The sequence below is a fragment of the Pseudomonas sp. K8 genome, from assembly GCF_014889455.1.
Classification (GTDB): domain Bacteria; phylum Pseudomonadota; class Gammaproteobacteria; order Pseudomonadales; family Pseudomonadaceae; genus Aquipseudomonas; species Aquipseudomonas veronii.
In genome coordinates this window covers 157,686-178,997 of sequence record NZ_VJWO01000005.1, presented here as the reverse complement: position 1 = coordinate 178,997, position 21,312 = coordinate 157,686, and the positions used below count along the sequence as shown (strand labels likewise).

The following is a 21,312-nucleotide window of genomic DNA, read 5'->3' as shown; positions in this document are numbered from 1 at the left end:
AGTCAGTGCTCACGAGTCTTTGCGGATCGGCTCTTCGACTTTTTCAGCCTGCACGTCGAAGGTGCGACGCTCGGTGATCGGCTGGGTCGCCTGCGGGTGGACCGGTTGGGCCGGCGGCACCGGGTTGGCGGCGGGTTCGGCGGGTTTTTCGTCATCGTTCATGGCCTTGCGAAAGCCCTTGATCGACTCGCCCACGTCGGTGCCGAGGTTTTTCAGTTTCTTGGTGCCAAATACCAGAACGACCACCACCAAGATGACGATCCAATGTTTCCAGTCAAAAATGCCCATGCTGCAATTCCTCTGTAAAAGTTATTCAGGCGGACGGGCGCGAGGCCTTTTCGGCATGCCCGGACAAGCCGAAGCGACGGTCCAGTTCATCCAGCACGGCCTGCGGATGCTGCCCCAGTTGGGCGAGCATGACCAGGCTGTGGAACCATAGGTCGGCGGTTTCGTAGATCACATCGCTGCAGTCGCCGCTGATCTCGGCATCCTTGGCGGCGATGATGGTCTCGACGGATTCTTCGCCGAGTTTTTCCAGGATCTTGTTCAGGCCCTTGTGGTACAGGCTGGCGACGTAGGAGCTTTCGGCATCCGCGCCTTTGCGCTCTTCCAGCACCTGGGCCACACGGTTCAGGGTATCGCTCATGGTCAGTGTCCTGCCGAATAAATGGCGTGCGGGTCTTTGAGTACCGGCTCCACAACCTTCCACTCGCCGTTCTCGAACACGCGATAGAAGCAACTGTGGCGGCCGGTGTGGCAGGCGATGCCGCCGATCTGCTCGACCTTGAGGATCACCACGTCGGCGTCGCAGTCCAGGCGTATCTCGTGCAGGGTTTGCACGTGCCCGGACTCTTCGCCCTTGCGCCACAGTTTGCCACGCGAACGTGACCAGTAAATGGCGCGCTGCTCAGCGGCGGTGAGGCTCAGGGCCTCGCGGTTCATCCAGGCCATCATCAGCACGCGCCCGGTCTTGTAGTCCTGGGCAATGGCCGGCACCAGGCCGTCACTGTCCCACTTGATCTCATCCAGCCAGTCTTTCATCTTCGGCTCCGGCAATTTGCGACAGTGTATAACCGGATTGGCTACCGACGCACGATCAGATAAACACCCACGGCGACCATGATGCCGGCCGGCCAGTGGCCCAGTTGATTCAGCGGCCCGCCGATAGCCAGCATCACCCCGCCGACCAGATGCGCGGCGCCCAGCAGGCGCAGGAACCAGTCGTCCTTGCGCGTGTGCCACGGCGGCGTCGGGTCTTTGGCGTGGGGCTGGGACATGCGTTCCAGCAGGTCGCGGGTCATGTTGGCCAGGTGCGGCAGTTGCTCCACCTGGCTCTGCAGGTTGCCCAGCAGGGTTTTCGGGCTGACCCGCTCGCGCATCCAGCGTTCGAGGAACGGCTGGGCGGTGTTCCACAGGTCGAGATCGGGGTACAGCTGGCGGCCCAGGCCTTCAATGTTCAGCAGGGTTTTCTGCAGCAGCACCAACTGCGGCTGCACTTCCATATTGAAGCGCCGCGCGGTCTGGAACAGGCGCATCAGCACCTGGCCGAAGGAAATGTCTTTCAGCGGCTTTTCGAAGATCGGCTCGCACACGGTGCGGATCGCCGCTTCGAATTCGTTGAGCTTGGTTTCCGCCGGCACCCAACCCGAATCGATGTGCAACTGCGCCACGCGGCGGTAATCGCGCTTGAAGAAGGCGAACAGGTTGCGCGCCAGGTAGTCCTGGTCTTCCGGGGTCAGGCTGCCGACGATGCCGCAGTCGATCGCAATGTACTGCGGGCTCCACGGGTTGAGGGTGCTGACGAAGATATTGCCGGGGTGCATGTCGGCATGGAAGAAACTGTCGCGGAACACCTGGGTGAAGAAGATCTCCACGCCGCGCTCGGCGAGCATCTTCATGTTGGTGCGCTGGTCGGCCAGGGTCGCGAGGTCGGTGACCTGCACGCCGTAGATGCGCTCCATCACCAACACTTTCGGGCGGCACCAGTCCCAGTACACTTGCGGCACATACAGCAGCGGTGAGCCTTCAAAGTTGCGCTTGAGCTGGCTGGCGTTGGCCGCTTCGCGCAGCAGGTCGAGTTCGTCGTAGATGGTTTTTTCGTAGTCGGCGACCACGTCCACCGGGTGCAACAGGCGCGCGTCGGCGGAGAAGCGTTCGGCGGCGCGGGCGAGAATGAACAGCCACGCCAGGTCTTGGCCGATGATCGGCTTGAGGCCCGGGCGAATCACCTTCACCACCACTTCTTCGCCGGTCTTGAGCTGCGCCGCATGCACTTGCGCCACCGAGGCCGAGGCCAGGGGCTCGACGTCGAAACGGCTGAACACGTCGCTGATCTTCCGGCCCAACTGCTCTTCGATCAGCTTCATCGACTGCTGCGAATCGAACGGCGGCACGCGGTCCTGCAGCAGCATCAGTTCGTCTGCGATGTCTTCGGGCAGCAGGTCGCGACGGGTCGAGAGGATCTGCCCGAACTTGATAAAGATCGGCCCCAGATCCTGCAAGGCCAGGCGCAGGCGCGCGCCACGGCTCAGGTCCAGCGGCTTGCGCGGGAACCAGCGCCACGGCAGCACATAGCGCACGGCAAGCAGGAACCACGGCAACGGCAGGGCGAACAGCAGGTCATCGAGGCGGTAGCGGATTACGACGCGCTGGATACGGAACAAACGGCGGACGGCGAGCAGCTTCATGCGTTATCGCTTGGATCAAGGGAACGGCTCAGGCGCTCGAAGCGGGCCTCAAGGCGTTCCAGGTCGATTTTGGCCTTGTCGAGTTCACGAAAGCGCGCTTGCGCTTCCCGTTGTCCGACCAGGGTGCGCGATTCTTCGCTCAGGTATTCGGCGAGGTTCTGGTTGAGGCTGGCGAACCCCTGCTGGTACCAGCGCGTGCGACTGCGCAGGTGGCCGCTGATCAACTGGGTGGGCACGGGGCCAATCCAGCGCGACAGTTCGTATTCCCAGTCCAGTTCCAGGTCCTGCAGCACGGCGGCCAGGTCCATCAGCACCGCGCTGTCGCCTTCCAGCGCCACTTCGGGGCCGTGGAGGATGGCGGTCTTGTTGCGGCTCAGCGCCAGGTGCAACAGGCTCGAGGCCGGCGCACGCAGGGTGCAGTCGGCCTCGGCGGCCCAATGGGTCGCGAGCAACAGGCCTTCGTCGCTGGGCAGGATAAACAGCTGCAAGGCGGGGCTCGTGCAGTCGACGGCGATGATCTTGCCGTTCAAGTGCGCCAGCCGCGCCAGGGCGGTGCTGTCCAGGCGCAGCACGCGGTTGACGCCGTGTTCGACGCTGGCGAGCAGGCCTTGGAACAGCATCAGGGCTTGATGCCGCGGTGCAGGGCGACGATGCCCGAGGTCATGTTGTGGTAGGTCACGCGGTCGAAACCGGCGTCCACCATCATCGACTTCAGGGTTTCCTGGTCGGGGTGCATGCGGATCGATTCGGCCAGGTAGCGATAGCTCTCGGCATCGTTGGTGATCAGCTTGCCCATCAACGGCATGAAGGCGAACGAGTAGGTGTCGTAGACCTTGGACATCAATGCGTTGGTCGGCTTGGAGAACTCCAGCACCAACAGCCGGCCACCGGGCTTGAGTACGCGCAGCATCGAGCGGATCGCGTCTTCCTTGTGGGTCACGTTGCGCAGGCCGAAGGCGATGGTCACGCAGTCGAAATGGTTGTCGGGGAACGGCAGCTTTTCCGCATCGGCCTGGACGAATTCGATATTGCCGGCCACGCCTTTGTCGAGCAGGCGATCGCGGCCGACCTTGAGCATCGAGCCGTTGATATCCGCCAGCACCACCTGGCCGGTCGGGCCGACCAGCTTGGAGAACTTGGCCGCCAGGTCGCCCGTGCCGCCGGCGATGTCCAGCACGCGGTTGCCGGTACGCACGCCCGACAATTCGATGGTGAAGCGCTTCCACAGGCGGTGCATGCCGCCGGACAGCACGTCGTTCATCAGGTCGTACTTGGCCGCAACGGAGTGGAACACTTCAGCGACTTTCTGCGCTTTCTGGCTTTCCGGGACGTTCTTGAAGCCGAAGTGAGTGGTGGGTTCGGCATCGCTGCCTTTGCGCTGATCAGTCATATCGCTGTCACCAAAAGAGAATGCGGGACATGATAATCCCCAAGGCCTGCTTTGTCTTGGCAAGGCTGAAGGTAAGATAGGTGCTCACCGAGACCTTTTGCCGCATGGCAGGTGTTCAAGTCGTTATAAAGAGGAGTCGTTGCAATGGCCCGTATCACTGTTGAACGTGTACACACCCTGGGTAAAGAAGGCGCACGGGCGAAGGCCGAGAAGCTGGCACAGAAACTCCAGGATCAATATGGCCTGGAGCCTTCGTGGTCTGGCGATACGTTGAACCTCAAGCGTTCGGGGGTTAAAGGCACGGTGCAGGTTGCCGCTGATCTGTTGCGTATCGATGTGGAACTGGGCCTGCTGATGTCGGCCATGAGTGGCACCATCAAGACTGAAATCGAGAAAGCCCTGGATAAAGCCTTGGCCTGATCCGACTGTTGTTAGGGTGCCGATTCTAATTTTTCTGCCTACTTTGTGCCCAAGCCCTCAACTTCTGCGGGCCGTTCCTCCACCCTTTTTGCGTGAGGTGTTCCATGGCCAAAGTTACCCTGAAGAAAAAAATCGACGCCCCGAGCCACGCCCTGGACGAGGTTAAAACCTATGCCCGCAAGATCTGGCTGGCAGGCCTGGGCGCCTATGCCAGGGTCGGAAACGAGGGCGGCGAGTACTTCAAAGAGCTGGTAAAGACCGGGCAACATGTTGAAAGTAAAGGTAAAAAAGTTGCGGTTGAACAACTTGATGCTGCCAACAGTCAGATTGACCAAGTAAAGAGTAATCTCTCCAGCGTCAAAGGCCGGGTTGAAGTTCAACTGGATAAAGTTGAAAAAGCTTTTGACACTCGTGTTGCAAGTGCCTTGAATCGAATCGGCATTGCGTCTAAACATGACGTGGAGACACTCTCTGCTAAGCTCGAAGAGCTGACGGCATTGCTCGAACGTGTCGCGCGTAAACACTAAGGAGACATCGGGATGGCTGTTAAAAAGACTACTCAGAAAGAAGGCAGCTCGTGGGTCGGGAAAGTTGAAGAATATTCCCGCAAGATCTGGCTGGCTGGTTTAGGCGTTTACTCGAAGATCGACAGTGACGGCAGCAAACTCTTCGAGACGTTGGTTAAAGACGGCGAGAAGGCCGAGAAGTTGACCAAAAGCACCGTGGGTAAAAAAGTCGATGCGGCCAAGGCCAGCGCCGGTTCCGCCAAGTCGAGCATTTCCGAGACTTGGAACAAGTTGGAAGAAACTTTCGACAAGCGCCTTAACAGTGCGATTTCGCGACTGGGCGTACCCAGCCGTGCTGAAGTGAAAGCACTGCACAGCAAGGTCGAGACCCTGACCAAGCAAATCGAAAAACTCACCGGTGCCAAAGTCGCCCCGGTGAAGGCTGCTGCGTCCAAGCCTGCCGCTAAAACCGCTGCCGCCAAACCGGCTGCGAAAACGGCCGCCAAGCCACTGGTCAAAGCCGCCGCCAAGCCGGCCGCCAAACCTGCGGCCAAAGCGCCAGCCAAAGCCGTGGCTAAACCTGCGGCCAAGCCAGCGGCGAAAGTTGCAGCGGCCAAACCTGCGGCCAAGCCAGCCGCTAAACCAGTGGCCGCTAAAGCCGCTGCCAAACCCGCCGCTAAAGCGGTCGCCGCCAAACCTGCAGCGGCCAAACCTGCCGCCGCCAAACCTGCCGCCGCGAAGAAGCCGGTCGCCGCGAAAAAGCCCGCAGCAGCGAAGCCGGCCGTGGCCGCCAAGCCTGCGCCTGCGGCACTCGCCGCTTCCAGCGCCAACTCGGCAGCCGCGCCGACCGCTGCGCCTGCACCGACTGCCGCATCGGTAACCCCGACGCCATCCAGTCAGTCCTGATCTTTTCGGGGCACCTGAAAAAGCGCCCGGCCTGTGAAGGTCGGGCGCTTTTATGATCGGTCAGTCCATTCGATTGCCGCACGGTTCTCGCGCAGTGCAAGTACGATCAGTACGCAAAAACAATCGGCTTATCGAAAGTTGGGGATCAGAAGTGACTGCGAGCTGTTCAAGTTCACTCGACAGTTCGGTGAGCCTCAATGACGCAGTGCCTGTAAGGCACACGTTTAACCCGGATCGTCCATATAGCGCAGCGCCAGGCGCTCCGTGGTTTCCCGCGCCGCTGGCAACAGGTGCGGCGCGACCAGCATCATGATCTGGTAGACCACCACCTGCACCTCGCCTTCACGGTCGAGAATGCGTTGGTAGTCCAGGGAAAACAGCAGGGTCATGGTGATCTGCTCCACCAACTGGCCCAGCGCCTGGGTGCTGCTGACCAACTGCCCCGCCGCCTGCAGCCGTGCGAGTAATGACGCCAGGGTGCGCTTGAGCGCCGTGAGCAGGTGGCGAATGCCCCTTGCCAGTTTCGGCAGGCGTCCCGCCAGGTTCGACAGGTCCTGGAACAGGAACCGGTAATGGGCCATGCGCTCGACGATCAGGTGCAGGAACAGCCAGTAATCCTGGGCCTCCAGTTGCGCGCCCGGCGGTGGGTCGAGCAGGGGCGCCAGCTCACTCTGGAAACGCTCGAACAGCCCGAGCACCAGCGGTTCCTTGCCATGGAAGTGGTAGTAGAGATTGCCGGGGCTGATCCCCATTTCATTGGCCACCTCCATGGTCGACACGTTCGGTTCGCCCTTGTGGTTGAACAACAGCAGGGCACATTCAAGGATACGGTCGCGGGTTTTCATCCGGTCTTCTTAAATAGGATCGTTGAGCTCAGCGGACCCGCACGTAAGTGCCTGGCGCTGCTTCCATCGGTGGGTAATTCTGGTTGCCCAGGGCGGTGAGGGTTTCGCGTTGTACGCCCGAGCGCGCTTGAATCCACGCCAGCCACTCGGGCCACCAGCTGCCTTCGACGTGGCTGGCGTCGTAGTACCAGGCGCGTGGGTCGCTGCTCAGCTTGAGGTTCTCGACGTAGTTGGCCTTGGGGTTGCCCGGCGGGTTGAGGATGCTCTGGATATGCCCGCTGTTGGACAGCACGAAGCGCCGCTCGCCGCCCAGCAACTGCGTGGAGCGGTACACCGCGTCCCATGGCGTGATGTGGTCGTTGATCCCGGCCACGCTGAAGCTGTCCACCGTGACCTTCTGCAAGTCGATGGGCGTGCCGCACACTTCCAGGCCACCGGGATGGCTCAGCGGGTTGTGTTTGAAGAAGTCCAGCAGGTCGCCATGCAGGGCGGCGGGCAGGCGCGTGTTGTCGTTGTTCCAGTACAGGATGTCGAAGGCCGGCGGTTCCTTGCCCAGCAGGTAGTTGTTGATCCAGTAGTTCCAGATCAGGTCGTTGGGGCGCATCCAGGCAAATACCTTGGCCATGTCGCGACCGTCCAGCACGCCCTGCTGGTAGGAGCGGCGCTTGGCGGCTTCCAGGGTTTGCTCGTCGGCGAACAGGGTGGCGGGGCTGTCGATCTGGCTGTCGAGCAGGCTCACCAGATAGCTGGCGCTGGCGACGCGGCGCAACTGGCGCTTGGCTTGCAGGTGGCCTTGCAGCGCGGCGATGGTCAGGCCGCCGGCGCAGGCGCCCATCAGGTTGACCTCGCGGGCGCCGGTGATCGCGCGGCAGACGTTGAGTGCTTCCTCCAGCGCGGCCACGTAGGTGGACAGGCCCCATTCGCGGTGGCGCACATCCGGGTTGCGCCAGCTGACGATGAAGGTCTGCAGGCTGTTTTTCAGGGCGTACTGCACGAAGCTGTTGGCCGGGCTCAGGTCGAAGATGTAGTACTTGTTGATTTGCGGCGGCACGATCAACAGGGGCTTGGCGTACTGCTTTTCGCTCATGGGCTTGTACTGGATCAGCTCCAGCAGCTCATTGCGAAACACCACCGAGCCTGGCGTGGTGGCGACGGTCTTGCCCACTTCAAAGGCGTGTTTGCTGACCTGGCGCGGCAGGCCGTTGTTGTGCAGCATGTCTTCGAACAGGTTGCTCACGCCGCGCACCACGCTGTTACCGCCGGAGTTGAGCAGTTCCTTGATGGCCAGCGGGTTGAGCAAGGTGTTGGAGGGCGATACCGCATCGTTGATCAGGGTGAACGCGAAGTGCGCGCGGGCGCGGTCATCGGCGCTCAGGGTGCTGTCATCGATCCAGCTGCGGGTTTGCTTCTGCCAGCTCAGGTACGCCTGCAGGCTGCGTCGGTACAGCGGGTTGAGGGCCCAGGTCGGGTCGATGAAGCGGCTGTCGTGGGGGTTGGGTTCATGCACGGTTTCGCCCAGCAACACGCGCCCCAGTTGACCGCCCAGGGCCAGGGCATGACGAGCGGTATGCACCGGGTTGCGCAAGCCGTGGGCGGCGACGCTGCGCAGGGTCGACAGCAAGTCCCGGCCGCGCAGGCCGGTGATCGCATTTTGCGCATTGATGAACACGGCAGGGGTGGGCGCCGGGTTCGTCACGGGTCGTTCTCGCATGAGCCAACACTCCTTCGTCAAGTCATCAACAGGCACGCCAATTCAGAACCATAGTCGGTTCTCGGCAAGTTGCGCGGCGGTGTGGTCCTTACACCGCCGGACGGGGATGAATCACCGCGCGCAGGCGCTCCTCCTCGAGAAATTTCATGATGATCGGCGCCACGGCTTCGGCGCGGGTGATCAGGAACAGGTGGCCATCATCGATGATGTGCAGCTGTGCGTTGGGAATGCGCCAGGCGAGCATCCGCATGTTGATCAGCGGGATCAGCGGGTCGTCGTCCCCGGCCAGCACCAGGGTCGGCTGACGGATCTTGTGCAGCCAGTGGATGCTGGTCCAGCCCAGCCCGGCGAACAGTTGCCAGTAGTAACCCAGCTTGCCGGCCGAGCGCACTTTGCTCGCGTGTTCGGCGGCCAGGTTCGAATCGCGGCGGAACGAACCGCCATAAATCATCGGTGCAATACGCACCACGTGAGACGGCTGGATATAGCGCCGCGGGCTCGCCATCAGCCACAGCACTTTCGGCTTGCCCGGCACCATCACCGCACCGGCGGCGGTCGCGGCGAGAATCAGCTTCTTGCAGCGCTCCGGGTAGTCGTAGGCAAACTGCTGCGCCAACGCGCCGCCCCAGGACACGCCCACCGCATTCACCTGGCCGTAGTCCAGGTAATCGAGCATCCGCGCGGTGAGCTTGGCCAGGCCGGGAAAGCGATACGGCCGCTTGGGTGTCGACGAGCCGCCCACGCCCGGCACATCGAAGGCGATCACTTCCAGGTCCGGGTCCAGGGCCTGGACGAACGGAAACACCAGCTCGAGGTTGGCGCCGATGCCGTTGAAGATCAGCAGTGGCGTCAAGTGCGACTTGCCCGGGCGTACCGCCGTGCGGATGGTCTGGCCATCCAGGTCGATGGTGCGGAAGATGAACGGTTGCGGCATGCTCAAGCCCTGTGAAGTATTGCAGTCCGAGTGAGGTCAGTGTGGGACGGGGCTTGCTCCCGATGACGTTCGGTCAGTCAATGGATCTGGTGACTGATACACCGCTATCGGGAGCAAGCTCCCTCCCACATTTGATCTCATTTCAATCCCGAAAAAGTGTGCTCTAGCGTTCATGCACATAGGTACCCGGTGCCGCTTCGGCTGCGGCGTAGGTTTTATTGCCTAATGTCGTCGGTGCCCTCTTCAACTTGCCCGCCCGCTCCGCCTGCCACGCCTGCCAATGCAACCACCACGAGTCGGTGTGCTTGGTCGCATTTTCCTGCCATTCCAGCGGCTTGCCCGCCAGGCCGTCGCTGGTCTGGTAGCGGGCCTTGGGGTTGCCCGGCGGGTTGAGGATGCTCTGGATATGCCCGCTGCTCGACAGCACAAACTCCACCTTGCCGCCAAACAACTGCGCCGACTTGTAGCAGGACTGCCACGGCGTGATGTGGTCGTTGGTGCCGGCCAATGAGTAGATATCGGCCGTGACCTGCTTGAGGTCGATCGGCGTGCCGCACACTTCCAAGGCATTGGCGCGCACCAGTGGGTTGTTCTTGAACAGTTCGATCAGGTCGCCGTGGAATGCCGCCGGCAAGCGCGTGGTGTCGTTGTTCCAGAACAGGATGTCGAACACCGGCGGCTCGTTGCCCAGCAGGTAGTTGTTGACCCAGTAGTTCCAGATCAGGTCGTTGGGGCGCATCCAGGCAAATACTTTGGCCATGTCGCGGCCTTCCAGCACGCCGGCCTGGTAGGAGTGGCGCTTGGCCGCTTCCAGCGTCTGCTCGTCGACGAACAGCGCCACCTGGGTGTCCAGGGTGGTGTCCAGCACGCTCACCAGCAGGGTCAGGGCGTTGACCTTCTTCTCCCCCAGCGCCGCGTAGTGGCCGAGCAGGGCGGTGCAGGTGATGCCGCCGGAGCAGGCGCCGAGCATGTTGATGTCTTGACTGCCGGTAATCGCGGTGACCACATCGACCGCTTCCTTGAGCGCCTCGATATAGGTCGACAGGCCCCACTCGCGCTGGGCCTTGGTCGGGTTGCGCCAGCTGACGATAAACGTCTGCTGGCCGTTGCGCAGGCAGAAGCGCGCCAGGCTCTTATCCGGGCTCAGGTCGAAGACATAGAATTTGTTGATCTGCGGCGGCACCACCAGCAGCGGGCGTTCGTGGACCTGTTCGGTGATCGGCTTGTACTGGATCAGCTCCAGCACGTCATTGCGAAACACCACCGAACCTTCGCTGGTGCCCAGGGACTTGCCGACCTCAAACGCGCCCATGTTGACCTGGCTCGGCATGCCGCCGTTGTGAACCATGTCCTTGGCCAGGTGGGACAGGCCGTCGAGCAGGCTTTTGCCGCCGGTTTCAAAGAAGCGCTTGACCGCCGCCGGGTTGGCTGCCGTGTTGGAGGGGGCCATGGCTTCGGTCATCAGGTTGATCACGAAGTGACCGCGGCTGATGTCCTGTTCCGACAGGTTGCTGTCACCGATCCAGTCGTGCAGTTCCTTGCGCCACGCCAGGTAGGTTTGCAGGTAACGCTTGTAGAGTGGGTTCTGGCTCCAGGCCGGGTCGTGAAAGCGACGGTCATCGCTTTCGGGCACCAGCGCGGACTTGCCGAACATCACATTTTTCAATTCGACGCCAAAGTGGGCGACATGCTTGACGCTGTGCAACGGTTGTCTGATGGCTTGGCTCAGCACCATCTTCGCCGAGGCCAATAAGTCCTTTTTACGTAACGCGATGATCGGGTTCAGCCCCAAGGTGTTTTCCGAGGCCTGGCGTTTCAAGTCATCGTTATTCTTGTTACTCATCTACGACGCTCCATTGTCCGAAAGACGAGTACCGGGTACCGCTGCGCACCACGTTTCGATACACAACACAAGCCAGGTACTGCGACTCGGGTGACCGTTGATACCGCATCGTCAAATGCAGGGAACTTGCCAGTTCCATTGGTTACCCGAGTTTAATTTTTTTCGCAAGCGGGCCAATCGTTGGCCACAGGAGTGGGCATTCAAGCAGATGGAATTAGAAAATGCCCTCTAAAGCGCAAGAAGCCTGGACTAGAGCATCAGCCGCACGACTGACTGATCCGGGTCGCGGGTTTTTCCGGCCGCTTTGAGTTCGGCGAGGTAATCGGCCCACAGCGCGTCCTGACGCACGGCCAGTTGGTAGAGGTAGTCCCAGGTGAACAATCCGCTGTCGTGTCCGTCGTCGAAGATCAATTTCAGTGCGTACTGACCGGCCGGTTCGATCTTGTTCAAGCGCACGTTGAGCTTGCCGAATTGCAGGATCGGTTTGCCGTGGCCCTGGACTTCGGCGGAAGGCGAATGTACCCGTAGGAATTCGGCGGGCAACTGGTAGGCCTCGTCGGGCCCGTAGGTGAGGCCGAGGGTGTTGGAGGTTTTGTGCAGGTTTACAGCAGTAGGAAATTTCGACATTGATGAGATCCTGAATAAACCGGCTTCAAAATGTGGGAGGGGGCTTGCTCCCGATGGCGGTCGGTCAGACAGATGGATGCTGACTGACACACCGCCATCGGGGGCAAGCCCCCTCCCACATTGAAGCAAAGCAGTGCTGTGTGAGGCTTACAGGATATAGCGAGACAGATCTTCGTTCTGCGCCAATTCGCCCAAGTGGCTGTTGACGTAGGCGGCGTCGATCTGGATGGCTTCGCCATTCTGCGCGCCGGCCAGGTCGCCGGCGCTGAACGACACTTCCTCGAGCAGGCGCTCCAGCAAGGTATGCAGGCGACGGGCGCCGATGTTCTCGGTCTTCTCGTTGACCTGCCAGGCGATTTCCGCCAGGCGCTTGATGCCGTCCGGCAGGAACTCGATGGCGAGGCCTTCGGTTTTCAGCAGCTCGCGGTATTGCTCGGTGAGCGAGGCGTGCGGCTCGCTGAGGATGCGTTCGAAGTCGCCCGGGGTCAGCGCCTTGAGCTCCACGCGAATCGGCAGGCGGCCTTGCAGCTCCGGCACCAGGTCGCTTGGCTTGCTCAGGTGGAACGCACCGGAGGCGATAAACAGGATGTGGTCGGTCTTGACCATGCCCAGCTTGGTGTTGACGGTGCAGCCTTCGATCAGCGGCAGCAGGTCGCGCTGTACGCCCTCGCGGGACACGTCGACGCCACCGGAGTTACCGCGCTTGGCCACCTTGTCGATCTCATCGATAAACACGATGCCATGCTGCTCGACCGCTTCCAGAGCCTTGGCCTTGAGTTCTTCCTCGTTCACCAGGCGCCCGGCTTCTTCGTCGCGCACCAGTTTCAGCGCTTCCTTGACCTTGAGCTTGCGGCTTTTCTTCTTGCCCTTGCCCATGTTGGCGAACAGGTTCTGCAACTGGCTGGTCATTTCTTCCATGCCGGGCGGCGCGGAGATGTCGACGCCGGACATTTCGGCGACTTCGATCTCGATTTCCTTGTCGTCCAGCTGGCCTTCACGCAGGCGTTTGCGGAACAGCTGGCGGGTGTTGGAGTCCGAGGCTGGCGCGGCTTCTTCGTTGAAACCCATACGCGCCGGTGGCAGCAGGGCGTCGAGGATACGTTCTTCGGCGGCGTCTTCGGCGCGGTGGCTGACCTTGGTCATTTCCTGTTCGCGCAGCAGCTTCAAGGCAGCGTCGGCCAGGTCACGAATGATCGACTCGACGTCGCGGCCCACGTAGCCGACTTCGGTGAACTTGGTCGCTTCGACCTTGATGAACGGGGCATTGGCCAACTTGGCCAGGCGCCGGGCGATTTCGGTTTTACCGACGCCGGTCGGGCCGATCATCAGGATGTTCTTGGGCGTTACTTCAACGCGCAGTTCTTCCGGCAGTTGCATCCGGCGCCAGCGGTTACGCAGCGCGATGGCAACGGCGCGCTTGGCATCGTCCTGGCCGATGATATGGCGATTGAGTTCATGGACGATTTCGCGGGGAGTCATGGACATAATGTTTGGCGGTCCTCAAGCGGGAATAAGCCTACGGCTTACTCGGCGAGGTCCTGCTCCTCAATGGTGAAGTTGTGGTTGGTGAACACGCAGATATCGCCAGCGATACCCAGGGCGGTTTCGACGATTTCGCGGGCCGACAGGTCGGTTTTCTTCAACAGTGCGCTGGCTGCCGCTTGGGCATAGCCACCGCCGGAGCCCATGGCGATCAGGCCGTGTTCAGGCTCAACCACATCGCCGTTACCGGTGATGATCAGCGACGCGTCTTTGTTGGCAACGGCCAGCATGGCTTCGAGGCGGCTGAGGGAGCGGTCGGTACGCCATTCTTTGGCGAGTTCGACGGCGGCGCGAACCAGGTGGCCCTGGTGTTTTTCCAGCTGGCCTTCGAAACGCTCGAACAGGGTGAAGGCGTCTGCGGTGGCGCCGGCAAAGCCTGCGAGCACCTGGCCGTGGTACAGGCGACGCACTTTCTTCGCGTTGCCTTTCATCACGGTATTGCCAAGGGAAACCTGGCCGTCGCCGCCCATGACGACTTTGCCGTGGCGACGTACTGAAACGATGGTGGTCAAGGGGAGAGTCTCCACGCAGCGGGGCGAAAATGCCCTGGTGGGAACTGATATGGGGGTAGCGGGGATGATTTCAACCTTGGGAGGTTGGTACGGACGAATGGTGTCTATTGGTCTGACACCCTCTCGAGAACCGCCCAAAACCAATGTGGGAGGGGGCTTGCCCCCGATCGCGGTGTACCAGTCGCCGAAAATATTGACTGATCTATCGCTATCGGGGGCAAGTCGAATCGTCGCACCGCCCCTCCCACATTTTGATTGGTGTTGGCTTTAGGTCAGCGGCTCTGGCGCTGTTGTAACAACAGGTTGCTAAAGCCCGCGCCGGCCAATTGTTTCTGTGCCACGGTCAGTTGCTCGCGGTTGCTGAACGGGCCCACCAACACGCGATACCACGTCGCCTCCTTCACCGTGCCGGACTCCACCGTGACCGCCTGGCCCAGCAGGATGATCTGTGCACGCACGCGATCGGCGTCCGCCTGTTTCGGGAACGAGCCCGCCTGCAGGAAGAACTTGGTCACCGGCGCGGCCTTGGTGGTCGCAACCAGCGGCGGTGGCGGCGGGGTGATCCCGGCCAGCGCGGCCTGGGCCCGTGCCGTGTCGATTTTGGCCGCTTCCGCCGGGGTGACCGGTGTGGTCGGTACTTGCGGCGTCGGCAGGGTTTTCTCCGGCACGGCGTCGGGCGGCACGATCACTTCCGATTCCGGCAGCAGGGTGTAGAAGTCGTACTTGGGCTTCACCGGCGCGGTCGGGCTTGGCGCGGTCTTGTTGGCCTCGGCCATTTTCGTGGCTTTTTGCTGCTCCTGTTTGACCCGTTTGACGTCATCGCCCTGGCCGGGGTCCAGCTTCATCAGAAATACGATAAACGCGCCGACCGTGAGGCCGATGGCCATCCACAACCAGCCCGGAATGGGCTTCTTCGCCGGTGCCTGGTAGCGGCTGGCGCCGCGCTTGGGTGCAGGTTTTTTCTTGGCAGCCAACTTACATACGCTCCAGAGTTTCCAGGCCCAACAGTTCCAGGCCTTGCTTGAGGGTCCGTCCAGCCAGTGCGGCGAGGCGCAGGCGACTCTGCTTGTGGGCTTCGTCGTCGGCGGTGAGGATCGGGCAGTTCTCGTAGAAGCTGGAGAACAGCCCGGCGACTTCGTACAGGTAAGTGCAGAGGATGTGCGGCGTGCCTTTCTCGCCGACGCTGTTCAGCACTTCGCCGAATTGCGCCAGCTTGGCGCCCAGTTCCTGTTCCTGGGGCGCTTGCAATACGATCTGCCCTTGCACTTCGCTGAAGTCCTTGCCCAGCTTGCGGAACACCCCGGCCACGCGGGTGTAGGCGTACAGCAGGTACGGCGCGGTGTTGCCTTCGAAGTTGAGCATCAGCTCGAAGTTGAAGCTGTAGTCGCTGGTGCGGTGCTTGGACAGGTCGGCGTATTTCACCGCGCCAATGCCCACCACGCGGGCAATGTTGCGCAGGTCGGCGTCCGCCAGCTCTGGGTTCTTTTCCTTCACCAGGTTGTAGGCACGTTCCTGGGCTTCGTTCAGCAGGTCGATCAGTTTCACGGTGCCGCCGTCGCGGGTCTTGAACGGGCGGCCGTCGGCGCCGTTCATGGTGCCGAAGCCCATGTGTTCCATGTGCATCGGGTGCGTGACGAAACCGGCGCGGCGCGCCACTTCGAACACCTGCTGGAAGTGCAGGGCCTGGCGCTGGTCGACGAAATACAACGCGCGATCCGCCTTGAGCACGCCGCTGCGGTAGCGCACGGCGGCCAGGTCGGTGGTGGCGTAGAGGTAGCCGCCATCGGCCTTGACGATGATCACCGGCAGCGGCTCGCCCTCGGCGGTCTTGAATTCTTCGAGGAACACGCACTGCGCGCCGTTGCTTTCTACCAGCAGGCCTTTGGCCTTGAGGTCGTTGACCACGTTGATCAGGTCGTCGTTGTAGGCGCTTTCGCCCATGACGTCGGCCATGGTCAACTTGACGTTGAGCAGTTCGTAGATGTGCTGGCAGTGGGCCAGCGAGATATCGCGGAAACGCGACCACAGCTCCAGGCATTCCTTGTCGCCGGCTTGCAGCTTGACCACCAGGCCGCGGGCGCGGTCGGCGAACGCTTCGGATTCGTCGAAACGCTTCTTCGCGGCGCGGTAGAAGTTTTCCAGGTCCGACAGCTCGTTGCTGGTGATCGGGTTTTCCTGCAGGTAGGCCATCAGCATGCCGAACTGGGTGCCCCAGTCACCGACGTGGTTCTGACGGATCACGGTGTCGCCGAGAAACTCCAGCACCCGCGCCACGCCGTCGCCGATGATGGTCGAGCGCAGGTGGCCGACGTGCATCTCTTTGGCCAGGTTGGGCGCCGACAGGTCGATGGCCACGCGCTCGGCAGGGCCGGCCTTGCGCACGCCGATTTTGGCATCGGCCAGCGCCGCGTCCAGGCGCGAAGCCAGGGCCTCGGTGTTCTGGAAGACATTGATAAAGCCCGGGCCGGCGATTTCGGCCTTGCTCACCTGCGGGTCGGCCGGCAGCGCGGCGATGATTTTCTCCGCCAGGTCGCGCGGCTTCATGCCGGCCGGCTTGGCCAGCATCATCGCGATGTTGCTGGCGAAGTCACCGTGGGTCTTGTCGCGGGTGTTTTCCACCTGGATCGCCGGCGTCAGGCCTTCAGGCAACACACCTTCGTTGACGAGTTGGGTGAGGGCTTGTTGGATCAGCTGGCGAATGGTGTCTTTCATGGTGTTCTCTTTCGACCGCAAGCGGTGGCGCGCGATGCGCAGGTGGAAAAACTGGGCATTATCCGTGGCGAGGGCGGGCTTGCCAACCGTTCCAGACCTGCGGGGCTTTTTAAGGGCATCCTGCCCACTGTAGGAGCGAGCTTGTTCGCGAAAATCGTCAACGATAACGCGGATATTCGGGTTTACGCGGCGCTCTCGGGGTTTTCGCGAGCAAGCTCGCTCTTACAGGGCTAGTACAAGTCGACCGGGTCCACATCCAACGACCATCGCACCTGGCGACCGCTGGGCATTTGCTCCAGCGCAAGTAACCAGCTACTTAACAGCCGATGCAGCGGTGCGCGGGACGTTGCCTGCAAGAGTAGCTGAGCGCGGTAGCGTCCGGCGCGGCGTTCCATGGGCGCGGGCACCGGGCCGAGCAATTCGATGCCGCTCAGGCCCAACTCGCCGAGCAGGCGCTCGGCAGTGCTGCAGGCTTCATCGAGAAAACCTTCCGCCTGCCCTGGCTTGTGCGCCTCGGCGCGCAGCAGCGCGAGGTGGGCAAAAGGCGGCAGGCCGGCGGCGCGGCGTTCGCTCAAGGCCTGCTCGGCAAACGCGAAATAACCTTGTTCGGTCAGTTGGATCAGCAGCGGATGGTCGGCCAGGTGGGTCTGGATGATCACCTTGCCCGGCTCCTCGGCGCGCCCGGCACGGCCGGCGACCTGCACGATCAACTGCGCCATGCGCTCGCTGGCGCGGAAGTCGCCGGAGAACAAGCCGCCGTCGGCATCCAGGATCGACACCAGGGTCACCCGTGGGAAGTGATGCCCCTTGGCCAGCATCTGCGTGCCTACCAGGATGCACGGCTGGCCCTTCTGGATGGTGGCGAACAGCTGGTTCATCGCGTCCTTGCGCGAGGTGCTGTCGCGATCGACCCGCAGTACCGGGTAGTCCGGGAACAGAATGCCCAGGCGTTCTTCGGCGCGTTCGGTGCCCGCGCCGACCGGTCGCAGGTCGACTTTGCCGCATTGCGGGCAATGGCGCGGTACTCGTTCCACATGGCCGCAGTGATGGCAGCGCAACTCGCCATGGCGCTGGTGTACGGTCATGCGCGCATCGCAGCGTTCGCATTCGGACATCCAGCCGCAGTCATGGCACAGCAAGGTCGGCGCGAAGCCGCGACGGTTGAGAAACACCAGGACTTGCTGGCCGGCGGCGAGGGTCTGGCCGATGGCTTGTTGCATCGGCCCGGAAATACCGCTGTCCAATGGCCGGCTTTTTACATCCAGGCGTAGGAAGCGCGGTTGCTTGGCGCCGCCTGCGCGCTCATTCAGGCGCAGCAGGCCATAGCGGCCGGTGTAGGCGTTATGCAGGCTTTCCAGGGACGGCGTGGCCGAACCCAGCACGATCGGAATGTCTTCCTGACGCGCCCGCACCAGGGCCAGGTCGCGGGCGTGGTAGCGCAGACCTTCCTGCTGTTTGTACGAACCGTCGTGTTCTTCGTCGATGATGATCAGCCCGGGGTTTTTCATCGGGGTGAACAGCGCCGAGCGGGTGCCGATAATAATGTCGGCCTCGCCGTCCCGCGCCGCCAGCCACGACTCCAGGCGCTCACGGTCGTTGACCGCCGAATGCACCAGGGCGATGCGTGCGTTGAAACGCTGCTCGAAACGCGCCAGGGTTTGCGGGCCGAGGTTGATCTCGGGGATCAGCACCAGCGCCTGTTTGCCCGCTTGCAGGGTTTCGCGGATCAACTGCAGATAGACTTCGGTCTTGCCGCTGCCGGTCACGCCGGCCAGCAGGAACGCGTGAAAGCAGTCAAAACCTGCGCGAATGGCTTCATAGGCCGCACGTTGCTCGGGGTTCAGCGGCAATTCCGGTTGGGCCAGCCAGTGTTCATGGCGCGGGTCCGGGGCGTGCTTGCGGATCTCGACCTGCACCAGGCCTTTGGCGAGCAGCAGGTCGAGGCTGTCTTTGCTCAGCATCAGCTTGCTCAAGAGCTGATGGGCCACGCCATGGGGATGCTGCGCCAGTGTCGCCAGGGCGTCACGCTGACGCGGGGCGCGGGCGATGCGCGGGTCGTCGAGACGGGCGCCGGGCACCGTCGACCAGAAGCGTTCCTGGCGCGCTTCGGCCAGTTCGCCCTGGCGCAGCAGCACCGGCAGCGCCCAGCTCAAGGTGTCGCCCAGGCTGTGCTGGTAATACTGGGCGGTCCACAGGCACAGCTTGAACAACGCCGGCGGCAGCGGCGGCGTGGTGTCGAGGATGGCCACGGCCGGCTTGAGCTTTTCCGCCGGCACTTCACTGTGATCGGCCACCTCCACCAGGATGCCGATCATTTCCCTGCGCCCGAACGGCACCCGCACCCGCATGCCTGGCTGCAACTGCGCCCGCAGCACGCCGGCCGGGGCCCGGTAGTCGAACAGGCGGCGCAGGGGCGAGGGCAGGGCTAGGCGCAAAATGGCGTCGGGCACGCAGGGGTTCTCTATAAAGGAGGGTGATGACGAAGGGCGGGAGCCTAGCAGACGAGGGATGCGTTGGGTATGCCGCGGTTTTCGGATGAAAGGGGCTTTGGTGTGCTGAATCGATGCGGAGCGGCGCTTGCGCGTTTAAAAAGGTCTGGTAGAATCCGCGGCCTAATTACGTGCGGTATTCGACAATGGTGTCGAGTGGCGGCACGCTAGCCTGAGGAAGTCACCATGAAAGCCGGTATCCATCCAGCGTACGAAACCATCGAAGTCACCTGCAGCTGCGGCAACAAGTTCGAAACCCGTTCGAACCTGTGCAAGCCACTGGGCACTGACGTATGCAACGAGTGCCACCCGTTCTACACCGGTAAGCAGAAAACTCTGGACACTGGCGGCCGTGTACAGCGCTTCGCAGATCGCTTTGGTGCTTTCGGCAAGAAGCCTGCTACTCCAGCAGAGTAAGGCTCAAAGGCCCTATGGGCTTTTGCCAGCTGTTGAAAAAGGCGTCCCTTGCGGGCGCCTTTTTTGTGCCCGCGATTTGGCTGGCGGGGGCCAGGCCCGCCTCGGTCATCAGGCTTTGCTCGGCTAAGCAGGCACTCCAGCGCGATTGCGGTGGTTGAAATCGACACTCGAGGAAAAATTGTAGACATTTTTCAAGTCGATTGTGAACAGTTGAGCCCTTGTGTCCCGTGGCTCTTGGCCGAAAGTCGTAGTGTACGGCGCTTGACACCGGTGACTGCCCAGTCTTGTAGGGGCTTTACGACACGAGTATCCTCGGCGGTCCGTCGACCAACAGTAAAAGCGGAATGCCGATATGTCTGATTTGAAAACTGCCGCTCTCGAATATCATGCCCTTCCTCGTCCAGGAAAGCTGAGTGTAGAGCTCACCAAAGCCACTGCCACCGCTCGCGACCTGTCGCTGGCCTACAGCCCTGGCGTTGCCGAGCCCGTCCGTGAAATCGCCCGTGACCCTGAGTTGGCGTACAAATACACCGGCAAAGGCAACCTGGTTGCAGTGATTTCCGATGGCACCGCGATTCTTGGCCTGGGTAACCTCGGCCCATTGGCTTCCAAGCCAGTCATGGAAGGTAAAGGCGTGCTGTTCAAGCGCTTTGCCGGCATCGATGTGTTCGACATCGAAGTCGATTCCGAGAGCCCGCAGGCTTTCATCGACACCGTCAAGCGCATTTCCATCACCTTCGGTGGCATCAACCTGGAAGACATCAAGGCACCTGAGTGCTTCGAGATCGAAAAGGCTCTGATCGAACAGTGCGACATTCCGGTATTCCACGATGACCAGCACGGCACCGCGATCGTTACCGCGGCCGGCATGATCAACGCCCTGGAAATCGCTGGCAAAACCCTGGCTGACGCCAAGATCGTCTGCCTGGGCGCTGGCGCTGCGGCCATCTCGTGCATGAAGCTGATCGTCAGCATGGGCGCCAAGCTGGAAAACATCTACATGGTCGACAGCAAGGGCGTGATCCAGTCCGAGCGTACCGACCTGAACCAGTACAAGGCGATGTTTGCGCATCCGTCCTCCAAGCGCACCCTGGCTGAGGCCCTCGACGGTGCCGACGTATTCGTCGGCCTGTCCGGCCCGAACCTGCTGAGCGCTGAAGGCCTGAAGGCCATGGCAGCCAACCCGATCGTGTTCGCCTGCTCCAACCCGGACCCAGAGATCGCGCCGGAACTGGCACACGCCACCCGCGACGACGTGATCATGGCTACCGGCCGTTCGGACTACCCGAACCAGGTCAACAACGTGCTGGGCTTCCCATTCATCTTCCGCGGTGCCCTGGACGTTCGCGCCAAGCGCATCAACGAAGAAATGAAAGTAGCGGCCGCCAACGCCCTGCGTGAACTGGCCAAGCTGCCGGTGCCTCAGGACGTGTGCGATGCCTACGGTGGCGCCAAGCTGGAATTCGGTCGTGAGTACATCATTCCGAAACCAATGGACAAGCGCCTGATCACCGTGATCTCCGACGCCGTGGCCAAAGCTGCGATCGAGACCGGTGTGGCCACCCTGCCGTATCCGAAAAACTACCCGCTGCAAAGCGTGGATGATGTGTTCAACGGCTAAGCCGTTGTAGCGCACCAACAAAAAGCCCCGGCTCTTGCGAGTCGGGGCTTTTTGCTGTCTGGCTATAAACCCAAGGCCTGCGCAGAACCAAATGTGGGAGGGGGCTTGCCCCCGATGGCGGACTGTCAGTCAATGAACCTGGTGCCTGAC

22 protein-coding genes and 2 pseudogenes are annotated in these 21,312 nt (G+C 61.8%); 8 read left to right on the top strand and 16 right to left on the bottom strand.

The genetic code is table 11. The annotated features are described in order from the left end of the window. Window positions 1–9: 9 nt before the first annotated feature. Genes INT12_RS05920 through ubiE form a run of 6 tightly spaced genes read right to left on the bottom strand, consistent with a single transcriptional unit; the run spans window position 10 to window position 4,077 of the window. Window positions 10–288, bottom strand: coding sequence for a twin-arginine translocase TatA/TatE family subunit (locus INT12_RS05920; RefSeq protein ID WP_017849886.1), 279 nt, complete (start codon window positions 286–288; stop codon window positions 10–12). A gap of 25 nt (window positions 289–313) precedes the next feature. Beyond that, entirely contained in the window at window positions 314–646 is a 333-nt protein-coding gene (locus INT12_RS05915) for a phosphoribosyl-ATP diphosphatase (RefSeq protein WP_017849885.1), read from the bottom strand. 2 nt (window positions 647–648) lie between these two features. Further along, window positions 649–1,041 (bottom strand): phosphoribosyl-AMP cyclohydrolase, encoded by a 393-nt coding sequence (gene hisI, locus INT12_RS05910; RefSeq protein WP_017849884.1) that lies wholly within the window; start codon window positions 1,039–1,041, stop codon window positions 649–651. 41 nt (window positions 1,042–1,082) lie between these two features. Next, window positions 1,083–2,687, bottom strand: coding sequence for a ubiquinone biosynthesis regulatory protein kinase UbiB (ubiB, locus tag INT12_RS05905; protein ID WP_017849883.1), 1,605 nt, complete (start codon window positions 2,685–2,687; stop codon window positions 1,083–1,085). Then, window positions 2,684–3,307, bottom strand: a complete 624-nt coding sequence (locus INT12_RS05900; protein ID WP_017849882.1) for an SCP2 domain-containing protein — start codon at window positions 3,305–3,307, stop codon at window positions 2,684–2,686. Before INT12_RS05900 ends, ubiB begins: the two co-directional genes overlap by 4 nt. Then, window positions 3,307–4,077: a bifunctional demethylmenaquinone methyltransferase/2-methoxy-6-polyprenyl-1,4-benzoquinol methylase UbiE gene (gene ubiE / locus INT12_RS05895; protein WP_017849881.1), complete on the bottom strand. Its 771-nt coding sequence runs from the start codon at window positions 4,075–4,077 to the stop codon at window positions 3,307–3,309. The genes INT12_RS05900 and ubiE overlap by 1 nt, the downstream gene beginning before the upstream one ends. 144 nt (window positions 4,078–4,221) lie before the next feature. Between ubiE and INT12_RS05890 the strand changes: the two genes are divergently transcribed. From INT12_RS05890 to INT12_RS05875, 4 genes and pseudogenes are all read left to right on the top strand, one after another. After that, window positions 4,222–4,497, top strand: a complete 276-nt coding sequence (locus tag INT12_RS05890) for a polyhydroxyalkanoic acid system family protein (RefSeq protein WP_177031418.1) — start codon at window positions 4,222–4,224, stop codon at window positions 4,495–4,497. Window positions 4,498–4,601: 104 nt separating this feature from the next. Beyond that, on the top strand, window positions 4,602–5,024 hold the full coding sequence (locus tag INT12_RS05885) for a phasin family protein (RefSeq protein WP_017849878.1): 423 nt from the start codon (window positions 4,602–4,604) through the stop codon (window positions 5,022–5,024). Between the two features lie 12 nt (window positions 5,025–5,036). Further along, on the top strand, window positions 5,037–5,909 hold the full coding sequence (locus tag INT12_RS05880) for a phasin family protein (RefSeq protein WP_126585346.1): 873 nt from the start codon (window positions 5,037–5,039) through the stop codon (window positions 5,907–5,909). Window positions 5,910–5,969: 60 nt separating this feature from the next. Continuing rightward, window positions 5,970–6,110, top strand: a pseudogene (locus INT12_RS05875) (DNA-binding response regulator); the annotation flags it as partial. A gap of 23 nt (window positions 6,111–6,133) precedes the next feature. On the opposite strand, the gene INT12_RS05870 reads toward INT12_RS05875, so the two are convergent. The 9 genes from INT12_RS05870 to argS form a co-directional block, all read right to left on the bottom strand. Then, entirely contained in the window at window positions 6,134–6,754 is a 621-nt protein-coding gene (locus INT12_RS05870) for a TetR/AcrR family transcriptional regulator (protein WP_017849876.1), read from the bottom strand. 28 nt (window positions 6,755–6,782) lie between these two features. Further along, window positions 6,783–8,465 carry a class II poly(R)-hydroxyalkanoic acid synthase gene (gene phaC, locus INT12_RS05865; RefSeq protein WP_104904087.1) on the bottom strand — a complete coding sequence of 561 codons (1,683 nt, stop codon included), beginning with the start codon at window positions 8,463–8,465 and terminating at the stop codon, window positions 6,783–6,785. An 88-nt stretch (window positions 8,466–8,553) separates the two neighbouring features. Beyond that, window positions 8,554–9,399, bottom strand: coding sequence for a poly(3-hydroxyalkanoate) depolymerase (gene phaZ / locus INT12_RS05860; protein ID WP_017849874.1), 846 nt, complete (start codon window positions 9,397–9,399; stop codon window positions 8,554–8,556). Between the two features lie 163 nt (window positions 9,400–9,562). Next, window positions 9,563–11,242: a class II poly(R)-hydroxyalkanoic acid synthase gene (gene phaC / locus INT12_RS05855; RefSeq protein ID WP_193039631.1), complete on the bottom strand. Its 1,680-nt coding sequence runs from the start codon at window positions 11,240–11,242 to the stop codon at window positions 9,563–9,565. A 249-nt stretch (window positions 11,243–11,491) separates the two neighbouring features. Continuing rightward, window positions 11,492–11,869: a gamma-butyrobetaine hydroxylase-like domain-containing protein gene (locus tag INT12_RS05850; protein ID WP_057003631.1), complete on the bottom strand. Its 378-nt coding sequence runs from the start codon at window positions 11,867–11,869 to the stop codon at window positions 11,492–11,494. A gap of 147 nt (window positions 11,870–12,016) precedes the next feature. After that, a complete protein-coding gene (hslU, locus tag INT12_RS05845) occupies window positions 12,017–13,354 on the bottom strand; it encodes an ATP-dependent protease ATPase subunit HslU (protein WP_017849871.1) in 1,338 nt (445 codons plus the stop codon). 38 nt (window positions 13,355–13,392) lie between these two features. Then, window positions 13,393–13,923, bottom strand: a complete 531-nt coding sequence (gene hslV, locus INT12_RS05840; protein WP_010563201.1) for an ATP-dependent protease subunit HslV — start codon at window positions 13,921–13,923, stop codon at window positions 13,393–13,395. A 272-nt stretch (window positions 13,924–14,195) separates the two neighbouring features. Continuing rightward, window positions 14,196–14,897 carry an SPOR domain-containing protein gene (locus INT12_RS05835; protein WP_193039632.1) on the bottom strand — a complete coding sequence of 234 codons (702 nt, stop codon included), beginning with the start codon at window positions 14,895–14,897 and terminating at the stop codon, window positions 14,196–14,198. A gap of 1 nt (window position 14,898) precedes the next feature. Next, on the bottom strand, window positions 14,899–16,635 hold the full coding sequence (gene argS, locus INT12_RS05830) for an arginine--tRNA ligase (RefSeq protein ID WP_017849869.1): 1,737 nt from the start codon (window positions 16,633–16,635) through the stop codon (window positions 14,899–14,901). On the opposite strand from argS, the gene INT12_RS05825 reads away from it, so the two are divergent. Further along, complete coding sequence (locus INT12_RS05825; protein ID WP_169884389.1) at window positions 16,606–16,869, top strand: hypothetical protein; 264 nt, start codon at window positions 16,606–16,608, stop codon at window positions 16,867–16,869. The genes argS and INT12_RS05825 overlap by 30 nt on opposite strands. On the opposite strand, the gene INT12_RS05820 is transcribed toward INT12_RS05825, so the two are convergent. Then, entirely contained in the window at window positions 16,866–19,085 is a 2,220-nt protein-coding gene (locus INT12_RS05820) for a primosomal protein N' (protein ID WP_108526685.1), read from the bottom strand. The genes INT12_RS05825 and INT12_RS05820 overlap by 4 nt on opposite strands. A gap of 225 nt (window positions 19,086–19,310) precedes the next feature. Between INT12_RS05820 and rpmE the strand changes: the two genes are divergently transcribed. The 3 genes and pseudogenes from rpmE (at window position 19,311) to INT12_RS05810 (ending at window position 21,162) form a co-directional block, all read left to right on the top strand. Next, window positions 19,311–19,541, top strand: coding sequence for a 50S ribosomal protein L31 (rpmE, locus tag INT12_RS05815; protein ID WP_017849866.1), 231 nt, complete (start codon window positions 19,311–19,313; stop codon window positions 19,539–19,541). A gap of 14 nt (window positions 19,542–19,555) precedes the next feature. Then, window positions 19,556–19,636, top strand: a pseudogene (locus tag INT12_RS31140) (thermonuclease family protein); the annotation flags it as partial. 257 nt (window positions 19,637–19,893) lie between these two features. After that, window positions 19,894–21,162: a malic enzyme-like NAD(P)-binding protein gene (locus INT12_RS05810; RefSeq protein WP_017849864.1), complete on the top strand. Its 1,269-nt coding sequence runs from the start codon at window positions 19,894–19,896 to the stop codon at window positions 21,160–21,162. Window positions 21,163–21,312: the final 150 nt, after the last annotated feature.